Genomic DNA, 19,440 nt, shown 5'->3' on the forward strand with positions numbered 1-19,440 from the left:
GACAGTTCATCACCTCAATACCGGATTGTAGCGGTGCGAGGTTAAATCCACGGGAGAGCGAAGGTTAAATTTCGTTTAAGCGCAAGCCGGCAATGGCCATTCGAGTTCCACCACAGTCGCTTTTGACCTCCCACTTGAGCTGCATTTCTTTCAGCATCAGCTGCACGATCGTCAGGCCGATCCCGGCTCCCTGGTTCAGCGACTTGCCGTTCATGCCAGGCCCCCGGTCCTCAAGGCGAATGGCTGCCTGTCCGCCCTCCGGCTCGAGCCTGACGGAAAGATAGCGGCCGGTCCGTGCATGCCGGAGTACATTTTGCAGGAGATTGTCCAGAATGCGTTCGATCCACATCGGGTCGACCCGGCATACGACAGCCGATTCCGGAAGCTCCAGCTCCACGGTAAAGCCCTTTCTTTCAAAGGCGGGGTACCAATGAGCCAATATCGTCCGCAGCAGCCGGACCATGTCGGTTGGCTCCGGACGATACGGGTATTTGCCGGCTGACAGCAGCGTATAGGAGAGCAGGTTGTCGATCAGCTCAGCCAAATAACCGATCTTGTGGTCGATCAGCTCGACTGATTGCATCCCTTGCTCACTGAGGTTTTCTTGTTTGAGACTGTAGGCATGGCTTCGGATGGATGTCAGCGGCGTACGCAAATCGTGCGACAGGTTGGCGATGAGCTGTCGCCGCAGCTGCTCTTCTTCCTGCTCCCGTTTCCGGCCGAGCTCAAGCTGCCTGATCATCGCGTTGAACGCCTGCTCCAGCCTCCCGATTTCGTCCGGATTGTTCACCTCGATCGACTTCGGAATCCCGTTTTCGGTCGGAGACGTCATTGCTACCTCCAATCCGAGCAACCGTTTGCGCAGCCGATAGATAAAGATCCAGGAAATGAACAAAAACAGGCAGAGAATGACCAGAGCGACGACGATAAAGAGATGGTCCCGTTTTTCCGAGAGCTGCTCGCTGCTCGTCTGGATCACGGAACGGTCGACCTGAAAAACCATAAAGCCTTTGTCCCGACTGTTTCCGATAAAGGCCACCGTCGTGAATGGATCGGCATCGTAGTGCTCCTTCATGAACTGAATCGTATAGGACGGTGTCCACTGATCGGGGATTCCCAAGTCCTTTGGAAGCGCAAGCCGCGTCTTTCCCTGCGCATCGACCCAGAACACGGAAGCCTGCTCGTATTTTTCCTTCAGCTCGGTCAGTCTCCGGCTGATCGCTTCGTCATCGGCACCGGCAAGCTGCCTGGCTTCCTGATGCCACATCTGCTCCAGCCAGACCCCGTTTCGATACATGTTCGGCTCGTCATCGCCCAAAAGCACCGTATTTAGCGCAATTGACAGCAGCGGAAACAGTATCGGCAGAAGCAGTATCGCCAGCAAAACAATCAGCAAGTATTTAAACAGCAGCGAATTGCGGAATTTCATAGCTTCACCCGGTAGCCGATGCCTCGAATCGTCTCGATCAGGACCGGAACGCTCGGATCGAGCTCGATTTTTTCGCGGAGGTGTCGGATGTGCACGTTCAGCGTTTTGTCTCCTTCGATGTACGGTTCGCCCCAGACCGCCTCATAGATTTGCTCCTTGGTCAAAATTCGGTTTGCATGCTTCAAAAGGTACATAAAAATCTGCAATTGCTTCCCGGTCAGTGCGATCTCCTCGCCCGAACGACTGTCAATGATGAGGTTCCCGCCGATATCGACCGTGATATGACCGAGCTGCAGAGCTTGCGAAGCCGCCGAACCGTAGCGCCGCAGCAGCACCTCGACTCGTGCTGCCAACTCGTCGGGGTGAAACGGCTTCGTCAAGTAATCGTCGGCGAACTGCAGCCCTTGCAGCTTGTCGTCTACCGCCGTACGAGCCGAAAGCATCAGGATCGGGAGGTGCGGCGCTGTCTTCTTCAGTCGCTGTCCGACGGTAAAGCCGTCCAGGCCGGGCAGCATCACGTCAAGAATAACCAGATCGGCAGCTTCGGCGTATTGCGCCGCACGGTCCCCCGACGTCAACCAGTTGACCGCATATCCCCTTCTGGACAAATCTTCTTTGACCCAGGCACCGATGTCGGCATCGTCTTCGATATATAAAATGCGTTTGTTCAGCATAGTAGCTTCCCCCGTCCTTTATCCGTTTGCGGTTTCTCATTTCATTTCCTTGAGGCATGTTATCTGACGACGTTAGGATCGCTCCTTTCGTTCGTCCTAAGATGCTGTTGCATTCTTTTAAAAAGTACCAAAAAAACAGACGGACGTCATATCTCTCGTACGCATGGTTGCGCCGTATACAAACCGTCCCTGCCTACCAGTCGGCGCTTCCTTCATGTACAGGCAGCGGGAGTTTTGCGAGATTGCCCAACTTCTATCATAGCAAGTACGGTTCAGCTAGTAGAAGGGGCAGGCCTGAAACACGGCAGCGATTTGCTTTCATACCGGAAAGCGGATTGTTTGACGCAAATTTGTTTCGGAATAGGGGGTGTAGCCTGTGAAAACGTCCAGGGGAGCGGATGAAATGCCGAGAACAAGGGGAAGGGCTTTGGAAGACAAAGAAGGCAGTTGCACAGCAAAGGACGAGTAGCAAGGAGAAGGCCGACGAGGATGGGTCCCGTCAGCCGTTTCCGTTTCTATCGGCAGTGCTGCCTCTAGATTTTCGTGAGCAGCAGTGCTAGCAGGGCGCTTCTTTGCGCAAGGTGGTCAATGACGACATGCTCGTACTCGGCGTGGGGGCCGTCACCGACCGCGCCCAATCCATCCAGTGTCGGAATGCCGAGAGCCGCAGTAAAATTGCCGTCGCTGCCTCCGCCTACGGAAGCTTCTGTCAGGGTGAAGCCAAGCTCATCTGCACATTGATTGGCAAGCGCGAACAAGCGGGCCGTTTGTACCGTCCGCTCCATCGGAGGACGGTTCAGTCCGCCGTCTGTTTCCAGCTTGATTCCCGGCAGTTTTGGCTTGGCCCCGTTGATGGCTGCCTGCACCCGCTCTGCCTCTGCCATGCTGGAAATGCGGACATCGATGTCCAGCCGCGCTTTCTCGGCGACGACGTTGGACCGGCTGCCCCCTGAGGCGATCCCGACATTGACGGTTGTGCCTTTGGCGTAGTCCGTAAGGGCGTGCAGGTTCAAAATCTGATGAGCCATTTCCTCAACCGCACTGATGCCGTCCCCGTGATGGTTTCCGGCGTGGGCGGCTTTGCCTGTAATCGTCATCGTAAACTGACCGACGCCTTTTCGCGCTGTCTTCAGTGCGCCCGAGACCGCGACGGCAGGCTCGGGCACAAGTGCCGCAGCGCTTCTTGCGGCTTCTTCCTCGATCAGCGAGCGGGAGGTGTCGCTGCCGGTCTCTTCGTCGCTGGTCAGCAGAAAGACGACCTTCTTGTTCAGGGCTATGCCCAGATCCTTGCAAGCCTTCAGGGCCCAGAGAGCTTGAATGATGCCGCCCTTCATGTCAAAGATGCCGGGGCCGTACGCCTTGTTGCCCTCCAGCCGGTACCTGAGCCTGCCGATGTCCCAGACCGTATCGATATGGCCCATGATGAGGATTTGCTCGCTCCCGTCGCCGTATTGACAACGTAAATGATTGCCGGTTTTCTCCATCGGGATGACCTCGGCGGACAGCCCCAGATGCTGGCGGAACAGCTCCTGGAAAACCTCGCCGCAGCGGTCTACCGCCGCTTTGTCGTGCGTGGGCGACTCTGCCCGGACGACTCGCTCCAGATCGGATAAAATCAAGTGTTCTCGCTCTTTCAGATAGGACTGGATGGATGGCATGACATTCTCCTCCTTTAGGTTTGTTTAGCTAGGCGCGATCAGCCGGTACACTTTTCGCGGCCGTCCGCGGCTGGCCGGCGCTTCTTCTCCGGTAAGCTCGGCGAGGCCGTTTTTCTCCAGATCGCTTAAAATGCGGCGGGCATTGCGCTGCGTCATCCCCAGCCATTCCGCCGCCTCAACGGCACTGATGCAATTCTGGCCCAAATTTTTTTGTACGGAGAGGAGCTTGTTGTAGGTCGTGATCGTGACGCCGGCCTTGCGCAGCAGTTGGTTCATTTCCTTGTTCTCCGTCCGGTATTGATAAGTGATGCTGTCCGGGGTGTAGAGGGGGCCTTCCATCACTCCCTCGTCATTGACGAGGATCGCGTTGGAGACACCTGTCTGTTTGGCGTGGAGCAGCGCGAGCTGGGCATTTTTTTCCGCGGCAAGAGCAGTGGCGCCGAAGCCGACACCGATGTGCGTAGGCAGATCGGCGATGAGCCAGATTCGCTCCATCAGGGCAGACGGGGGAAATGTCCGGTTGTCCTCAAACGAGCCCCGGGTAGAGAAGACCAGATGCTTTCCGTTCCCCAGAGGCACGACGGCACCCGCCTGCGCTTCGACGTAATCGAGAATGGTTTCCTGCAGCTTCAGCTCCAGGCGATGAACCTCGTAAATTCCTTTGTTCTCGCCGATCAGCTTGTCCAGGCCGTCGACCACCACCATTTGAACGGCGATTTGCGACTTTTTGAAGTGCAGCGCTTCTCCTTCCTGGCTGGCCATGTCCAGCATCGTGCGGATCGCCACCCGGTCGTGAGTGATCCGGTACACAGGGATTTCCCTTGCCTTTAATTCATCATAGACAGAGCTGATGCAGGTAGCGCAGGCGTCGACCTTTCCTTGGGAATAAAGTCCCGTATGAAAGGCGATCAGCTCCATGGAAGGCATGAAGCCGGAATAGGAGAGCAGATGCAACTGGTCACAGGGAAGGCCGAGATCGGCGCACATTTCCCGGAACGCCTCTGCTGAAATGGTATCAAAGCTGACGCGCTCCAGACGTCGATGGTCCCGGTACACCAGCTCAAGCAAGACTCTCGTCAGACTCGAGCCCTGGAGCTGGGGAAAGAACGCCTTTTGCTTGCGGATCTGCTCTTTGGCGATCGCGTAAGGGGCCTGGCCCGAAAACAGCCAAATATCGACCGAGTCAGCCGCAGCATGGACGATTCCGCTCGCTTCTGCGGCATTTTGATAGACATAAGGAATGAACTGCATGCGGTCCTTGTACTCTTCACCGACTTCGCAGATGAGTCGGACGGAATCCCGGGGGCCGACAACCCCGACTCGGCTCATCATGACTCATGGGCGCACAGGGCGCAAAGCGCAAGCGTTTTCACGGCGATGGGCAAAACCTTCTCGTCGATGTCGAAGCGCTCGTTGTGATGGCCGGCAGCCAGCGTCGTTCCGAATGCCAGATAGGAAGCGAGACCGCCTTTTGCCTGGACTCGTTCCATCATGTAGGTGGCGTCCTCCGAACCGGATGTCTGGAACTGATCTACTACAGATACAACCTCGGCTACTTTTTCGGCCTGGCTGCGGATAAACGGAAGCAGCTCCGGACTGGGGGCACATTGGTTTGCCTTCCCTACGATCCGGACATTCGACTCGACTCCGTACATCGCGGCGGCACCCTCGATGATCTCCATCGCGCGGGCGAGCGTATATTCATTCACCTCGCTCGTCTCTCCGCGCGTTTCCAGCTTGAAGAAGGCGTGATGGGGAATGATGTTGCGGCCGCTGCCGGCATGCAGGACGCCCACGTTGACACGTGAGTTGCCGCCGCTGTGCCTCGCGATCGAGTGAAGGTTCAGGACGGCAGAGGCGGCAGCGAGCAGGGCGTTTTTCCCGTCTTCGGGATGGCCTCCGGCATGCGATGCCACTCCGGTATAGGTGACATCAACCTTCGTCGTAGCCAGGTAGCCGCTGGTTCCGCAGGCTACCTCGCCGAGCGGCACACCGATGCCGATATGGCAGGCAAAAAAGCGGTCGACATCGTCGACAACGCCTGCATCCACCATCGATTTGGCTCCCCGGACGCCTTCTTCCGCCGGCTGGAAGATCAGCTTGATTTTGCCTCGAAGCTCATCCTTTAGCTGACTGAGAACATAGGCCAGCCCCAGCCCGATGGTCGTGTGGGCATCATGACCGCAGGCGTGCATCATGACAGGGTTGACCGAAGCGAAGCCTTCTGCCGCAGGAATGTGATCGGGCGCATCCGATTCCTGCAGGTCCAGCGCGTCCATATCGACGCGAAAAGCGACCGTGGGCCCGGGGCGGCCTGTGTCGAGAATGCCGACGACTCCGGTGAACCCCCCGGAAAAATGCGGAAGCCATTTGGCGATGGCTCCTTGCTCTCGGGCACGCTGCTCCTGCTGAGCCAGAAATGACTCGTCAGGCACGCCCATTCTTCCCTCTGGATGGATGACCTCCGGGCCGGCTTTTACTTCATAGCCCCAACCGGACAAGCGGTCGGCAACAATGCTGGCCGTGCGGAACTCCACCCAGCCCGATTCAGCGTACTTGTGAAAGTCGCGGCGCCAGCTCAAGAGTGTGGGAAATAACTCTTCTACCAGTCTGTTTACACCTTCAACCATATGCGTCTCCTTTTTGCGGCGTGCTATTTTAGGAATAATTTAGGAATTACTCCTTAATTCAAATGAATTTCTCTGCTGGAAATGAAAATCCTTCCAGTAAATTTTATTTTATTAGAACAATTTAGAATATTTTTAGTTGACACAAAGCTGAACCGACCCTATAGTTTTTAATTAAGGAATCTTAAAGGAATATTTCCAAAAAGAAGGAGGAGAGATAGGTGCAGGACGTCTTTTCCTACATCGAACAAAACCGGGAGACTTACATTGGCTGGCTGCAAGACATCTGCAAGCAACCGAGCGTGGCGGCGCAAAACCGCGGCATGAAGGAAACCGCTGATATGGTGGAACGTTTCGTCCGCGAGATCGGCGGAGAGGCGGAGCAATTGGAAACGTCCGGCTATCCGGTCGTCTTTGGACAATTCAAGGGCGAGAGCGAACGGATTTTGTCCTTTTACAACCATTACGATGTCCAGCCGGAAGATCCGCTCGATTTATGGCATTCACCGCCTTTTGGCGCGGAAATCCGGGATGGGTACATGTATGCGCGGGGAGTGGCGGACAACAAGGGCAATCTGATGGCCCGCCTGGCTGCCGTCCACGCTTGCCTCCAGGTACGGGGCAAGCTGCCTGTAGGAGTCAAGTTCATCGTCGAGGGCGAGGAAGAGATCGGCAGCGTGCATCTGGAGGAATTCGTGGAAAAGTACGCGGACCGGATCGGAGCCGACGGTTGCGTCTGGGAGTTTGGCTATAAAAACGCTGACGGACGGCCGCAGATCAGCCTCGGGGTAAAAGGGATGTGCTATGTGGAGCTGATTTGCCGGGGAGCCAACACCGACCTGCACTCCGCCAATGCGGCGATAATCGAAAACCCCGCCTGGCGCCTGCTCTGGGCCTTGAACACGCTGAAGGGACCGGATGAGCGTATCCGCATCGAAGGCTTTTATGACAAGGTTGCGAGTCTGAGCGATGACGACCAGCTCATGCTGGAGCAAATGATTTACAACGAGGAAGACACGCTGGAAAAGCTGGGGCTGAAGTCCTTCCTGCTGGACCTGAAAGGAATTCCGCTCAAGGAAAAGCTGATCTTCCAGCCTACTTGTACCGTTTGCGGCATCGTCTCCGGCTATATCGGCCAAGGCTCCAAGACGGTCCTGCCGGCAGAGGCGAGGGTAAAGCTCGATTTCCGGCTCGTACCCGATCAGGACCCGCACGAAATACTCGCACTTTTGCGCAAGCATTTGGATGAGCACGGATTTTCGGACATCGAGATCCAGTCGTTCACGCTGGAGCATCCGGCCCGTACGCCGCTGAACAATCCGCTGACCCGCGCTGTCGTGAATACCTCCAAGCAGATTTACGGAATGGAACCGACCATCATGCCGATGTCGCCGGGAACAGGCCCGATGTACATTCTCTGCCAGCATCTCGGCATTCCCGCCGTATCAGTCGGCGTCGGCCACTTCGCCTCCAACAACCACGCTCCAAACGAAAATATCAGCATCGATGACTACATACAGGGGATCAAGCATATCGCCGCGATTCTAGAAGAGTTTGCGAAGGAAGTGTAGCAAGGAACAAGGAACAAGGAACAAGGAACAAGGAGGTAACGTGAAAGTAAATCGAAGTGCCGTATGTATCGGAAAAATCGTAAGTACCGGAAATACCGGAAATACCGGAAATACCAGAAATACCGGAAATACCACATATCCACAAGAGCAACAAGCGCAGCAGGAGCCGAAAACAACGCAGTAACGAAAAAGGAGGCGTTCGTCATATGGGCCAAACACCCGCTTTGTACCAAATCTCCGAGATTCTTGCCAAAGCAAGCGTCTTGAGAGAGCAAATCGTGGCGTGGCGGCGGGACTTTCATCAAAATCCCGAGCTCAGCTTTGAAGAGAAGCGCACCTCGGATATTGTCGCAAGCCACCTGGAGAAGCTGGGGCTGGAAGTAAAGCGAGGCCTTGGCAGGACAGGCGTTGTCGGAATTTTGCGAGGAAAGCAGCCGGGAGCGACGATTGGCCTGCGGGCTGATATGGACGCCTTGCCGATACACGATCAGAAAGACGTCGCGTACCGCTCCACGGTAGACGGCAAAATGCACGCCTGCGGCCATGACGCCCACACCAGCATGTTGATGGGAGCAGCGCAGTTCCTCAGTCAAGTGGAGCGGCCGGAAAAGGGAAATGTCGTCTTCGTGTTTCAGCCGGCCGAGGAGGGAGGCGGCGGCGCCCAGGTCATGATCGAGGACGGGTTGCTTCGGGAGACAGGCATTCAGGCGATGGCCGGACTGCACGTCTTTCCGGGGGTGCCTGTGGGCCGAGTGACTGCTGTCAGAGGCGTAGGCTGTGCTGCTGCAGACACGATCCACATCCGGGTCATCGGCCGCGGCGGACACGCGGCGCATCCGCATCTGGCAGTCGACTCCGTCGCTGTGACTGCAGAGGTCATCTCGGCGCTGCAGCAGATCGCCAGCCGCCATGTGGACCCGCTCGATCCGATCGTCATTACAATCGGCAAGATTCAGGGAGGGACGGCGAGCAATGTGATCGCCCCGGAGGTAGAGCTTTTCGGAACAGTCCGCACGCTGAATCCGGCTCTTCGGGAACAAATGCCGGAGCGGATTGAGAAAGTGATCGCCGGCGTTACCCAAGCCTTCGGAGCGACCTATGCGTTTGATTACGAGTTCGGGTACCCGTCGATTTTAAATGACGACGGCATGGTGGATCTCTTGCTCAAAACGTCCGATGACGTTCTGGGACAGGGCAAGTACCAGCTCGTGAAGCCGTCCATGGGGGGAGAGGACTTTTCCTACTACACCCATCAAGTGCCGGGCGTATTCTTCCGCCTGGGTGTGGGCAACGAAGACAAGCGCACTCAATATCCACTGCATCACCCGCTGTTCGACATCGATGAAGACGCGCTTCCGATCGGCGTCGCCATGCTGTCGGCGTTTGCCTTGAATTACTTGAGGCAATAGGCGGGAGCCACTTCAGTGTATCCATAAGGGGGAAACCAGACATGAAAAAACGGATTGCAGGCTTTGGCCTCGCAGCGATCCTTGCTCTGTCAGCGGCCCTGGTCGGCTGCAGCAGCCAATCTGGCGCGCCGGCTCAACCGTCCGGGAACAAGGAAACGGCACAGCCCGCTGGACAGAACGGAGAAAAAGTGCTGACGATTGCCAGCGGCAGCGACATCGTCACTTTTGATATCCACGATCACAACAACACGTCGACGGAAGCTGTGCACGTCAATATGTTCGATTATTTGGTGCGAAAGGATGCCCAGCAAAAGGTGCAGCCCGACCTTGCAACCGAGTGGGAGACGGTAAACGACACGACCTGGCGCTTCAAGCTGCGTCAGGGCGTAAAATTCCACAACGGCGACGAGTTCACCGCCGAGGACGTCAAGTTCACGCTGGAGCGTGTAGCCACGGACAACAAGCTGCTGGAATACGGAAACTACAAGCAAATCAAAGAAGTGAAAGTAATCGACCCGCATACGGTTGAAATCATCACCCACGCGCCGGAACCGGTCCTGCTGAACCGTCTGTCAAGGCTCGGCTCCGGCATCCTCCCATCCAAGTACATCAAGGAAAAGGGCTGGGACGAATTCCTGAAAAACCCGGTGGGAACAGGCCCGTACAAGCTGGAAAAATGGGTGCGTGACGATCGCCTGACGCTGGTGAAAAACGATGAGTACTTCGGCGAAAAGCCGAAATGGGACAAGGTCGTTTTCCGTTCCATCCCGGAAGATGCGACCCGTGTCGCGGAACTGCTGACAGGCGGCGTCGATATTGCCGTAAACATCCCGCCGAGCGATCTGCAGCGCATCAAGGACAACGACGGCACCGACACGAAGCAAGGACCGACCCAGCGCGTCATGCAGCTCACCCTGCGGCTGACGCCGGGAACGGTCACCGAGAATCCGAAGGTGCGTGAAGCTATTGATTTGGCTATCGACAAGCAGGCGATCGTCGACAACATCCTCGCCGGCGGAGGCGTGCCGACCCGCACCCGCGTGACTCCGGGCAACTTTGGCACCAATCTCGACCTGTACAACAAGACGCTCTACGATCCGGAAAAGGCGAAGCAGCTTTTGGCGGAAGCCGGCTATCCAAACGGTCTGGAGCTGACGCTGAATGCGACGAGCGGCCGTTACCTGAAAGACAAGGAAACGGCAGAGTTGATCCAGGCGATGCTGGCCGAGGTGGGAATCAACGCCAAGCTGGAGCTGCTGGAGTGGAGCAAGTTCAACGAAAAGTACAAAGCGAAAAAATTTGATGAAGTGTTCATGATCGCCTACGGAAACTCCATGTTTGACGCGTCTTTGGCGTTTGACCGTTTGACTACGGAGCGGTCCAAGGGCGAGTCGGATTACAGCAACCCGGAGCTGGACAAGCTTCTGGCGGACGCCGAAAAGAACATGAACATGGAAGAGCGTGAAAAGCAGTATAAACAAGCGCAGGAAATCATCGCGGAAGAACGCCCGCACATTTATTTGTACCAAATGAATGCCAACTACGGTGTGAGCGACCGCATCAACTTTGAACCGCGTTTGGACGAAATGCTGTTCGTCGATGAAATTACACTGAAATAAGAAAAAGGTGCAGCGAATGGGGTCTCCACTGGCGAGGCCCCTTCCTGTTCCATGACCGACAGCTTGATGAACCTGTTTAGCAACTCGCAAATGTTTCGGGAGGTGACACCGTGAGACAGTATTTGTTGAAGTCGATTCTGCAGATTGTTCCCGTGCTTTTTCTGATCTCGATCATCGTCTTCGTGCTGGTGTACGTTACCGGAGACCCGGTGTCTCTGATGCTGTCCGATACGGCGACGGACGAGGATCGGGAAATCCTGATCGCTGCGCTGGGGTTGGATCAGCCGATGCACATCCAGTATTTCCGCTTTCTCGGCAACATGCTGCAGGGGGACTTCGGCACATCTTTCCGCTATGACATGCCCGCCCTGCCGATTGTTTTGGAGCGTCTGCCGGCAACCTTTGAACTGGCAATTGCAGCCATGATCGTCGCCACGGTGATCTCGATTCCGCTGGGCATTCTGTCCGCGACCAAGCGAAATTCCTTTTTGGACATTTTCGTTTCAGGCGCTTCCGTATTGGGCAAGGCAATGCCGCATTTTTGGCTGGGAATCATGCTGATCCTGTTGTTCGCCGTCGAGTGGAAGACCTTGCCGGTATCGGGAAGGGGTTCATGGGACCATTTGATCCTGCCTGCCTTTACACTCGGGACGGGAATTGCTGCGGAGATGACCCGCCTGATTCGTTCCAGCATGCTGGAAATTTTGGGGCAGGACTACATTCGCACAGCGAGAAGCAAGGGGCTGATCGAAACCATTGTCGTGTACAAGCACGCCCTGCGAAATTCGCTTATCCCCGTAGTGACCATCATGGCTTTGCAAACCTCTACCCTGATCGGCGGCACGCTGATTACGGAGACGATCTTTTCCTGGCCGGGAATGGGACAGCTAATCATTCAGGCAGTGAATACCCGCGATATGGCCATCGTCCAGGCCGCTGTTTTTGTCGTCGCCTTTTTGGTCATCGTCAGCAACATCCTGGCAGACATTTTATACCGCGTGTTGGACCCGCGCATCAAGTACAACTAAACGGAGGTGAGCCGTATGTCTCTTCCCCTGGAATCGCAAACAGCACAAGCAGGCAGCGTCGGCCAGGCGGTCAAAAAGCCGGGGCAGCTCCGCCGTTTGGCCCGCATGCTGTTGAAAAGCAAAACAGGAACAATCGGACTTTTGATCGTCATCGTCGTCGTATTTATGGCCGTCTTCGCCAGTGCGATCGCTCCTCATGATCCGGCCAAAACCCAGGCAGCGCAGCGCCTCAAGCCTCCCATGTGGATGGAGGGAGGCTCGCCGGCAAATCCGCTCGGAACCGACAATCTGGGGCGCGATGTGCTCAGCCGCATCATTTACGGCTCGCAGGTTTCCCTGATGGTCGGGGTTTGTGCCGTCGCCGTAGCGGGCGCGATCGGGGTCGTACTGGGACTCGTCTCCGGCTACTTCGGCGGGATCGTGGATAATCTCATCATGCGGACGGTCGATTCGTTTCTCGCCATTCCGAATATTTTGTTCATGCTGGTGATTTTGACCGTCCTCGGGCCCAGTCTGACGACCCTGATCCTCGTCCTCGGCTTTACCAACTGGGTCAAGTACGCCCGCATCATCCGCGGTGAAGTGCTCAGCGTCAAGGAACGCGACTTCGTCAGGGCCGCCCGCACTGTCGGCGCAAGCGACGGGCGAATCATTTTTACACACATTTTGCCCAACGTTATTTCCTCCTTTATCGTCGTCTCTACGTTGAGCGTAGCCACGACGATCATCGCGGAGGCCTCGCTCAGCTTTCTCGGCTTGGGGATTCAGCCGCCGACTGTCTCCTGGGGCGGCATGCTGAGCGACGGCAGGCAGTACCTCGCTACGAGCTGGTGGGTGGCGACCTTCCCCGGTGTAGCGATTACGATCACGGTTTTGGGCATTATGTTTCTCGGAGACTGGCTGCGCGACATTCTGGACCCTCGCATGAAGGCTAGAGCGAAGTAAGGAGGGGAGACTCGATATGGAAGCAAACTTGCTGGAAGTGAAACATTTGCGGACGCATTTCAAAACTGAGGACGGCGTCGTTCCCTCCGTAAACGGCGTCTCGTTTTCCGTAGCCAAGGGCGAGACACTTGCCATCGTCGGCGAATCGGGCTGCGGCAAAAGCGTTACCTCCCTCTCGATCATGGGATTGGTCGCCCCGCCTGGCGAAGTGGTGGGCGGAGAAATCTGGCTGGAGGGCCAAAACCTGCTCGCTTTAAGCAAAAAAGAGCTTCGCAAGCTGCGCGGCAACAAGCTGTCGATGATCTTCCAGGAGCCGATGACCTCGCTCAATCCCGTGTTTACGATCGGGAACCAGCTCGGAGAGGTATTTCGCCAGCACAGACAGATGGACAAAAAGGAAGCCCGGGCACACAGCGTCGAAATGCTGGATCACGTCGGCATCCCCAATGCGGAAAAGATCGTCGATTCCTTTCCCCATCAGCTTTCAGGGGGTATGCGGCAGCGCGTCATGATCGCCATGGCGCTGGCCTGCAATCCGGCCCTGTTGATCGCGGACGAGCCGACGACCGCCTTGGACGTGACGATCCAGGCACAAATTCTCGAGCTGCTGAAAAAGCTGAACAAGGAGTTTCAAACCGGAGTCATTCTGATTACGCACGATCTCGGTGTCGTAGCCGAGATGGCGGATCGAGTCGTGGTGATGTACGCGGGAGAAGTGGTGGAGCAGGCTGACGTCTTTTCCCTTTTTGCGGAGCCGAAGCATCCGTATACAAAAGGGCTGCTCGGTTCGCTGCCGAAGCTGGACGAAAATCGGGAGGAGCTGGACTCGATCCCCGGCTCGGTACCGAATCCGCTCGACATGCCGGGCGGCTGTGCGTTTCACCCGCGCTGCCCTGCCGCCACAGAAGAGTGCAAGCAAAACAAGCCGCAGCTTCAAGAGGTGGCCCTGAACCATCTGGCACGCTGCTTCTACGCGTAAAGGAGGCACATAGCAATGGACCAGACGAAAGAACCGCTGTTGGTGGTTAAAGGGTTAAAAAAGCATTTTCCCTTCAAGAAAGGCATGTTTTCCAAAGAGACAGGCTACGTACGGGCCGTAGATGGCGTCGACTTTACCGTGTACCGCGGAGAAACGCTGGGAATCGTCGGAGAATCCGGCTGCGGCAAGTCGACCACCGGCCAGATGATTTTGCAGCTGCTGGAGCCGACCGAAGGGGAGATTTGGTTTGAGGGAAAAAATCTGTCCACTCTCGGCAAAGCCGAGGTCCGCACTTTGCGGCAGCACCTGCAAATGATTTTTCAGGACCCGTATTCCTCGCTCAATCCGCGGATGCGGGTGGAAGAAATCGTGGCCGAGCCGCTGCGCGTACACGGCACCCACAAAGGAAGCGAGCTGAAGGAAAAGGTTGTGGAGCTGCTGCGCCTTGTCGGGCTGGATGCCCACCATATGAGCCGCCACCCGCATGAATTCAGCGGCGGGCAGAGACAGCGGATCGGCATCGCGCGCGCCCTCGCCTTGAATCCGAGCCTGATCGTCTGCGACGAGCCGGTATCGGCGCTCGACGTGTCGATCCAGTCGCAGGTGCTGAACCTGCTCAAGAAGCTGCAAAAGGAGCTAAAGCTGACCTACATTTTCATCGCCCACGGCTTGCCTGCCGTCAAGCATATCAGCGACCGGATCGCGGTCATGTACCTGGGCAAAATCGTGGAGCTGGCAGAGCGCGACGAGCTGTTTGCAAACCCGCGCCACCCCTACACGGAAGCGCTTCTGTCGGCTGTCCCGATTCCTGATCCGACGCAGCGAAAGGAACGGATTGTCCTGCAGGGCGATCTGCCGAATCCGGCCAATCCTCCGTCCGGCTGCCATTTTCACACCAGATGTCCGTATGTGCAGGATGTGTGCAGACAGACTGCGCCGACACTGACAGAAGGTGCTGCAGGGCATTTTGTCTCCTGCCATTTCCCGCTTGCTCAAAGCCAGGAAGGCGTTATGGGATAAAACTGGCATTTGTTTCACGAAAAAAGGAGGTGCCCCGATGTCTTTGGCAGACAGAAGGGGCCTTTTTTCATCAAGTAGAGACTGAGTGGTCATCCGGAGATTTGACTTGATGATCGAGTTCATGCATAATAGCCATAAGCTTAATTTCCGATTTGCATAATCGGAAAGCGGGGGAACCACTTTTTCCGGGGCGAATCGGCAGCATATCTGCCGTAGGGAACCATCTTTCCCGAGTCCGTCAGCTAACCTCGTCAGCCTCAAGATGGGTCAAAACAAGCATTCCGTGTCAGATCATTCCGACGTGGAAAACAATTCGGTTTTTTGACCCTATGCTTTTGCAGGGTCTTTTTGTATTTTTACAGGTACAGACCCTGCATTGGCGGGGTCTTTTTATTTTCAAAAATACAGCGAAAAGAGGGGATGCGAATGGCAAATGCGGTTGTCTTTGAACGCGTGCGCAAATCGTACGGCTCGACGACTGTGATCCCGAATCTCAATCTGGAGATTCCCGAGGGGAGCATCACAGTGCTGGTCGGGCCATCCGGCTGCGGCAAGACCACGACGATGAAGATGATCAACCGGTTGATTTCGCCAACATCGGGGACGATTACCGTCGGCGGAAGGAATTCGGCGGAGGTCGATCCGGTCGCGCTGAGGCGGAGCATCGGCTATGTGATTCAGCAGGTCGGCCTGTTTCCCCACCTGACAATCGCGGAAAATATTTCGCTGGTGCCACGGCTTCAGGGGGGAAAAGGGTCGATTGATCACAAAAAGGTCGATCGCCTGCTCCATATGGTCGGCCTGGCCCCCGACCGGTACCGGGACAGATACCCGTCCGAGCTCTCCGGAGGCCAGCAGCAGCGGGTAGGGGTAGCCCGGGCGCTGATGAGCGATCCGCCGATCATTCTGATGGATGAGCCTTTTTCGGCGCTCGATCCGGTTACCCGGGAGCAGCTGCAGGATGAGCTGATCCGGCTGAACCAGGAGCTGAACAAAACAGTCGTTTTTGTCACCCACGACATGGATGAAGCGTTGAAAATCGCCGACCAGATCGTGGTCATGCAAAACGGGAATGTGATCCAGCAGGGGACGCCCGATCACATTTTGCGCCATCCGGCCAATGATTTTGTCCGGGAGTTCATCGGGGAAAAACGGCTGCAGTCCCACCTCGGGCAGCTTGTCCAGGATGTCATGGTCACGCAGCCGGTTACCGTCTCCCCGGGCCGAGGGCTGGCGGAGGCTGTACAGATCATGCACCGCAAGCGGGTAACCGGGCTGATCGTTGTCGACAAGCATGGGAAGTACTTGGGCATGGCGGATACGGCGGATATTCACAAGCGGTACCCGGATGAATCGCTGGCCATCCGCGATGTGATGCGGACAGACACCATGACGCTTTCACCCGACACTCCGCTCGCGGATGCCATCGGCTTCGTGCAGGAAGCTCCGTACGGGTACGTGCCGGTCGTCCGCCAAGACGGGACGTTGGCAGGCTTGTTGACAAGGGCCAGTCTGGTCGATGTGCTTGCACGGCCATACTTGGATCAGGAGAGGAGCGTGGCGCAATGAGTGAAGTGATTTCCGTAATGGCAGACCGCTGGCCGGATATTGTGCAGGCGAGCTGGGAGCATATCGTTCTGTCTGTCGTCGCGTTGTTCTGGGCGATTGTAGTTGCGGTGCCGACAGGCATTCTGCTGACCCGGTACCGGAAGCTTGCCGGTCCGGTGCTGGCCGTGATCTCGGTCTTCCAGACGATTCCCAGTCTGGCGCTGCTCGGATTTATGATTCCGCTGTTTGGCATCGGACCGATCCCGGCTGTCATCGCGATGGTCATTTACGCGCTGCTGCCTATCGTCCGCAATACGTACACCGGCATTTTGGACGTCGATTCCTCGCTGCTGGAAGCAGGGCGCGGCATGGGGATGACCAAAGGCCAGATGCTGCGGATCGTAGAGCTTCCACTGGCCCGCCCCGTCATATTTGCCGGGATTCGCACGGCTACGGTCATGACGATCGGAGTGGCGACGCTCGCGGCGTTTATCGGGGCAGGCGGCTTGGGCGACCTGATCCTTCGCGGGATTGCCATGGTGGACACGGGCATCATCCTGGCAGGTGCGGTGCCGGCTGCGCTGCTGGCGGTCTTGTTTGACCTGATTCTGGCCTGGGTAGATTGGCGAGTGACGCCAAAAGGATTGCGCATTCGCCACTCGCGTTAGGCCGCTTTATCCAAATAGCTGATTTTTGAAGACTTGAACACATCAGGCTTTTTGGGGTTTTTCAAATAAACGGTTAATGATGAAAGGGGAGGATCTTGTGAGAGCAGGATGGCTGAGGAAAGTTGGAATGGGCGTGTTGGCATTGTCGATGATGGCTGTGACGGGCTGCTCGGTTCTGACCGGTACAAAAGCGTCTGATCAGGTGACTGTGGTGGGGAAAAATTTCACGGAACAAGATATATTGACGAATCTCGTAGGTATCATGCTGGAGAAAAATACGGACTTAAAAGTCGAGACAAAGCCGTTTTTAGGCGGGACCGATGTAGCTTTTAACGCCGTCAAAGGCGGCAGTGCAGACCTGTATGTAGAGTATACGGGAACGGGTCTGGTCAACATCATGGGACAGGAAGCGATGAAGGACCCTCAAGAGGTGTACGACAAGGTAAAGGCAGATTTTGCAGAGAAATACAAAATGGAATGGCTGGAGCCGATCGGGTTTAACAACACCTATGCCCTGGCGGTGACAAAAGAGACGGCCGATAAATATAAGCTGAAGACAATCTCTGATCTGATCCCGCATGCGCAACAGCTCACGTTCGGAACCGAACAGGAGTTTCTCGAGCGCTCGGACGGCTTGAAAGGCCTGGAAAAATCATACGGCCTGAAATTCAAAGGTACGAAATCAATGGACGCCGGTCTTAAATATAAAGCAATCAGCGAAGGGAACGTCGATATCATCGATGCCTTCTCGACAGACGGTCAGCTCGTGAAGCACGATTTGGTCATTTTGGAGGACGACAAGCATTTCTTCCCGCCGTACTTTGCCGCGCCGCTCGTCCGTCAGGAAACGCTGCAGAAGCATCCGCAGATCAAGGAAGTGCTGAGCAAGCTCGCCGGGAAGATTGACGACAAGCAAATGGCGGTGCTCAACGCGCAGGTGGATGTAGACAAGAAGAAGTCGCGGGATGTTGCGGAAGCTTGGCTGAAGGAGCAGGGGCTGATTCCTTAAAATGAGGAAGTCGGCATTGGCTAGATATGTATAGCTAGGAGCTGTTCTCCTGGAAGAATAGAATGAAGTGGACCCGGAGCAAATGGGGGTCTGGCTGCTCTAAAGCGGCTGTGGCGAGGAGAAGCCTGTTTCCATGCTCCGCTCCGGTTCCACGTTCTGCATGGGAGGGTACTGCGCCGGAAGTCGCCAGTCGCTCCACCAGGAAAACGCAAATGCAAAACGCTAAGAGGTTGTGATTAAGCCGGTTTTCACCACGTTACGTGTGAAACCGGCCATTTTTTTTTGCATTAGGTCAAAAAACCTTCACCTGCCCAAAAAGTTGGCCGCTCCACACTTTTGCAACGAACGATTTTACCCGTTGTATGGATGCAGCCTTCATTTTTTCACTGGTGAAAGGTCATACAGACTAGGAAATTCTTCGTTGGTGGTAAAAGAGCGCATCATTCGTAACCGTTTCAAAGGCGTGTTCAATAAACTGTAGACCATTATCGGTTCGAATGACAGGGTATTCCCCAAGTAGTGGGATAAATAGCATTTTTTGTTCATGCTGTGGTATAATCAGAACGGGAACATACATTCTGAAGGAAGGAGGAATCGACTTGTTGACATCTGCTGAATCGATCACTGTGATTCGAACAGCAAAGGTGCCATTTCTCGGCCATCCTCACTCGAGCAAAAGTAGCCGTCATTGGAAAAGTAGCTGTCATAGGAAAAAGCAGATGGCATTAGGCGACATACTTCCAAGCGCAACGCAAGAGGAAGCTCATCTCTCGCTGGAGGGAGTGTTCATAGCTCTCCCGTAAATCGATTTTTTCGTTAGTCCGTGAATCCATATCGGGTAACTTTCAAGAAATCACAACGCTTGCTTCTGTTCAACTCCAGAACATGTCAATATTAATCCCCAACAAAAACCTCTCTCGATTTTTGCATATGTATAGTTGTTCGTCTTCCCTGTTTCCTGATCTATTGTATGAACCTCTCATTTTAAAAATAGTAGGGTACCAGCTTCACGGTATCAAAAGGAAAATATATCGCTACCGGGTTGCCCATATGCATAGGGTATGTATGTCTATTGTCGAAAGCCATTAGGCGTTTGGGTGCCAAAATACCTTGTTGAAATTTGGCGAATTGAAAAAAGTTATATTTTTGGTTAAATATGGTATACTGAAATGGTCTGATATGCTGATCTGCAATACACATTCTATCAATATTACTGTTTTTATTCTTCCAAAGAGTGATCTTCGTACGGCAGCACT

The 19,440-nt window shown here is 55.3% G+C and carries 15 protein-coding genes and 1 riboswitch; of the genes, 10 read left to right on the plus strand and 5 right to left on the minus strand.

Annotated features, from left to right (window positions below; translation table 11 throughout):
- Positions 1-64: 64 nt before the first annotated feature.
- The 5 genes from V5G20_RS07265 to V5G20_RS07285 form a co-directional block, all read right to left on the minus strand.
- Entirely contained in the window at positions 65-1,429 is a 1,365-nt protein-coding gene (locus tag V5G20_RS07265) for a HAMP domain-containing sensor histidine kinase (RefSeq protein WP_003389574.1), read from the minus strand.
- Complete coding sequence (locus V5G20_RS07270; RefSeq protein ID WP_003389573.1) at positions 1,426-2,103, minus strand: response regulator transcription factor; 678 nt, start codon at positions 2,101-2,103, stop codon at positions 1,426-1,428. The genes V5G20_RS07265 and V5G20_RS07270 overlap by 4 nt, the downstream gene beginning before the upstream one ends.
- A gap of 533 nt (positions 2,104-2,636) precedes the next feature.
- Entirely contained in the window at positions 2,637-3,761 is a 1,125-nt protein-coding gene (locus V5G20_RS07275; protein ID WP_338463303.1) for a M20 family metallopeptidase, read from the minus strand.
- Positions 3,762-3,785: 24 nt separating this feature from the next.
- Positions 3,786-5,093 (minus strand): hypothetical protein, encoded by a 1,308-nt coding sequence (locus V5G20_RS07280; protein ID WP_311315121.1) that lies wholly within the window; start codon positions 5,091-5,093, stop codon positions 3,786-3,788.
- Positions 5,090-6,391: an amidohydrolase gene (locus V5G20_RS07285; RefSeq protein ID WP_172920565.1), complete on the minus strand. Its 1,302-nt coding sequence runs from the start codon at positions 6,389-6,391 to the stop codon at positions 5,090-5,092. The genes V5G20_RS07280 and V5G20_RS07285 overlap by 4 nt, the downstream gene beginning before the upstream one ends.
- Positions 6,392-6,609: 218 nt before the next feature.
- Between V5G20_RS07285 and V5G20_RS07290 the strand changes: the two genes are divergently transcribed.
- From V5G20_RS07290 to V5G20_RS07335, 10 genes are all read left to right on the plus strand, one after another.
- The gene (locus tag V5G20_RS07290; protein WP_003389568.1) at positions 6,610-7,959 is read left to right on the plus strand and encodes a M20 family metallopeptidase; all 1,350 of its coding nucleotides are present in this window, start codon (positions 6,610-6,612) and stop codon (positions 7,957-7,959) included.
- A 206-nt stretch (positions 7,960-8,165) separates the two neighbouring features.
- On the plus strand, positions 8,166-9,368 hold the full coding sequence (locus tag V5G20_RS07295) for an amidohydrolase (protein ID WP_327985913.1): 1,203 nt from the start codon (positions 8,166-8,168) through the stop codon (positions 9,366-9,368).
- A gap of 41 nt (positions 9,369-9,409) precedes the next feature.
- The gene (locus V5G20_RS07300) at positions 9,410-10,987 is read left to right on the plus strand and encodes an ABC transporter substrate-binding protein (protein WP_251237583.1); all 1,578 of its coding nucleotides are present in this window, start codon (positions 9,410-9,412) and stop codon (positions 10,985-10,987) included.
- 110 nt (positions 10,988-11,097) lie between these two features.
- Positions 11,098-12,015: an ABC transporter permease gene (locus V5G20_RS07305; RefSeq protein ID WP_003389564.1), complete on the plus strand. Its 918-nt coding sequence runs from the start codon at positions 11,098-11,100 to the stop codon at positions 12,013-12,015.
- A 15-nt stretch (positions 12,016-12,030) separates the two neighbouring features.
- Positions 12,031-12,960 (plus strand): ABC transporter permease, encoded by a 930-nt coding sequence (locus V5G20_RS07310; RefSeq protein ID WP_003389563.1) that lies wholly within the window; start codon positions 12,031-12,033, stop codon positions 12,958-12,960.
- A gap of 16 nt (positions 12,961-12,976) precedes the next feature.
- Positions 12,977-13,939, plus strand: coding sequence for an ABC transporter ATP-binding protein (locus V5G20_RS07315; protein ID WP_243013867.1), 963 nt, complete (start codon positions 12,977-12,979; stop codon positions 13,937-13,939).
- Between the two features lie 15 nt (positions 13,940-13,954).
- Positions 13,955-14,959 carry an ABC transporter ATP-binding protein gene (locus V5G20_RS07320; RefSeq protein WP_024983408.1) on the plus strand — a complete coding sequence of 335 codons (1,005 nt, stop codon included), beginning with the start codon at positions 13,955-13,957 and terminating at the stop codon, positions 14,957-14,959.
- A gap of 127 nt (positions 14,960-15,086) precedes the next feature.
- Positions 15,087-15,231: riboswitch (cyclic di-AMP (ydaO/yuaA leader) on the plus strand.
- A 154-nt stretch (positions 15,232-15,385) separates the two neighbouring features.
- Positions 15,386-16,528: an ABC transporter ATP-binding protein gene (locus V5G20_RS07325; RefSeq protein ID WP_039070521.1), complete on the plus strand. Its 1,143-nt coding sequence runs from the start codon at positions 15,386-15,388 to the stop codon at positions 16,526-16,528.
- Complete coding sequence (locus tag V5G20_RS07330; protein ID WP_003389558.1) at positions 16,525-17,175, plus strand: ABC transporter permease; 651 nt, start codon at positions 16,525-16,527, stop codon at positions 17,173-17,175. The genes V5G20_RS07325 and V5G20_RS07330 overlap by 4 nt, the downstream gene beginning before the upstream one ends.
- Before the next feature lie 97 nt (positions 17,176-17,272).
- Complete coding sequence (locus V5G20_RS07335) at positions 17,273-18,184, plus strand: glycine betaine ABC transporter substrate-binding protein (protein ID WP_197029772.1); 912 nt, start codon at positions 17,273-17,275, stop codon at positions 18,182-18,184.
- The last annotated feature ends 1,256 nt before the right edge of the window (positions 18,185-19,440 follow it).

This window comes from Brevibacillus borstelensis (genome assembly GCF_036700025.1).
In the GTDB taxonomy this organism is placed as follows: domain Bacteria; phylum Bacillota; class Bacilli; order Brevibacillales; family Brevibacillaceae; genus Brevibacillus; species Brevibacillus borstelensis.

What these genes read in the sequence shown, in the direction of transcription:
- V5G20_RS07265 (WP_003389574.1), bottom strand. Translation starts at nt 1,429, where the DNA reads ATGAAATTCCGCAATTCGCTGCTGTTTAAATACTTGCTGATTGTTTTG.
- V5G20_RS07270 (WP_003389573.1), bottom strand. Translation starts at nt 2,103, where the DNA reads ATGCTGAACAAACGCATTTTATATATCGAAGACGATGCCGACATCGGT.
- V5G20_RS07275 (WP_338463303.1), bottom strand. Translation starts at nt 3,761, where the DNA reads ATGCCATCCATCCAGTCCTATCTGAAAGAGCGAGAACACTTGATTTTA.
- V5G20_RS07280 (WP_311315121.1), bottom strand. Translation starts at nt 5,093, where the DNA reads ATGATGAGCCGAGTCGGGGTTGTCGGCCCCCGGGATTCCGTCCGACTC.
- V5G20_RS07285 (WP_172920565.1), bottom strand. Translation starts at nt 6,391, where the DNA reads ATGGTTGAAGGTGTAAACAGACTGGTAGAAGAGTTATTTCCCACACTC.
- V5G20_RS07295 (WP_327985913.1), top strand. Translation starts at nt 8,166, where the DNA reads ATGGGCCAAACACCCGCTTTGTACCAAATCTCCGAGATTCTTGCCAAA.
- V5G20_RS07300 (WP_251237583.1), top strand. Translation starts at nt 9,410, where the DNA reads ATGAAAAAACGGATTGCAGGCTTTGGCCTCGCAGCGATCCTTGCTCTG.
- V5G20_RS07310 (WP_003389563.1), top strand. Translation starts at nt 12,031, where the DNA reads ATGTCTCTTCCCCTGGAATCGCAAACAGCACAAGCAGGCAGCGTCGGC.
- V5G20_RS07315 (WP_243013867.1), top strand. Translation starts at nt 12,977, where the DNA reads ATGGAAGCAAACTTGCTGGAAGTGAAACATTTGCGGACGCATTTCAAA.
- V5G20_RS07320 (WP_024983408.1), top strand. Translation starts at nt 13,955, where the DNA reads ATGGACCAGACGAAAGAACCGCTGTTGGTGGTTAAAGGGTTAAAAAAG.
- V5G20_RS07325 (WP_039070521.1), top strand. Translation starts at nt 15,386, where the DNA reads ATGGCAAATGCGGTTGTCTTTGAACGCGTGCGCAAATCGTACGGCTCG.
- V5G20_RS07330 (WP_003389558.1), top strand. Translation starts at nt 16,525, where the DNA reads ATGAGTGAAGTGATTTCCGTAATGGCAGACCGCTGGCCGGATATTGTG.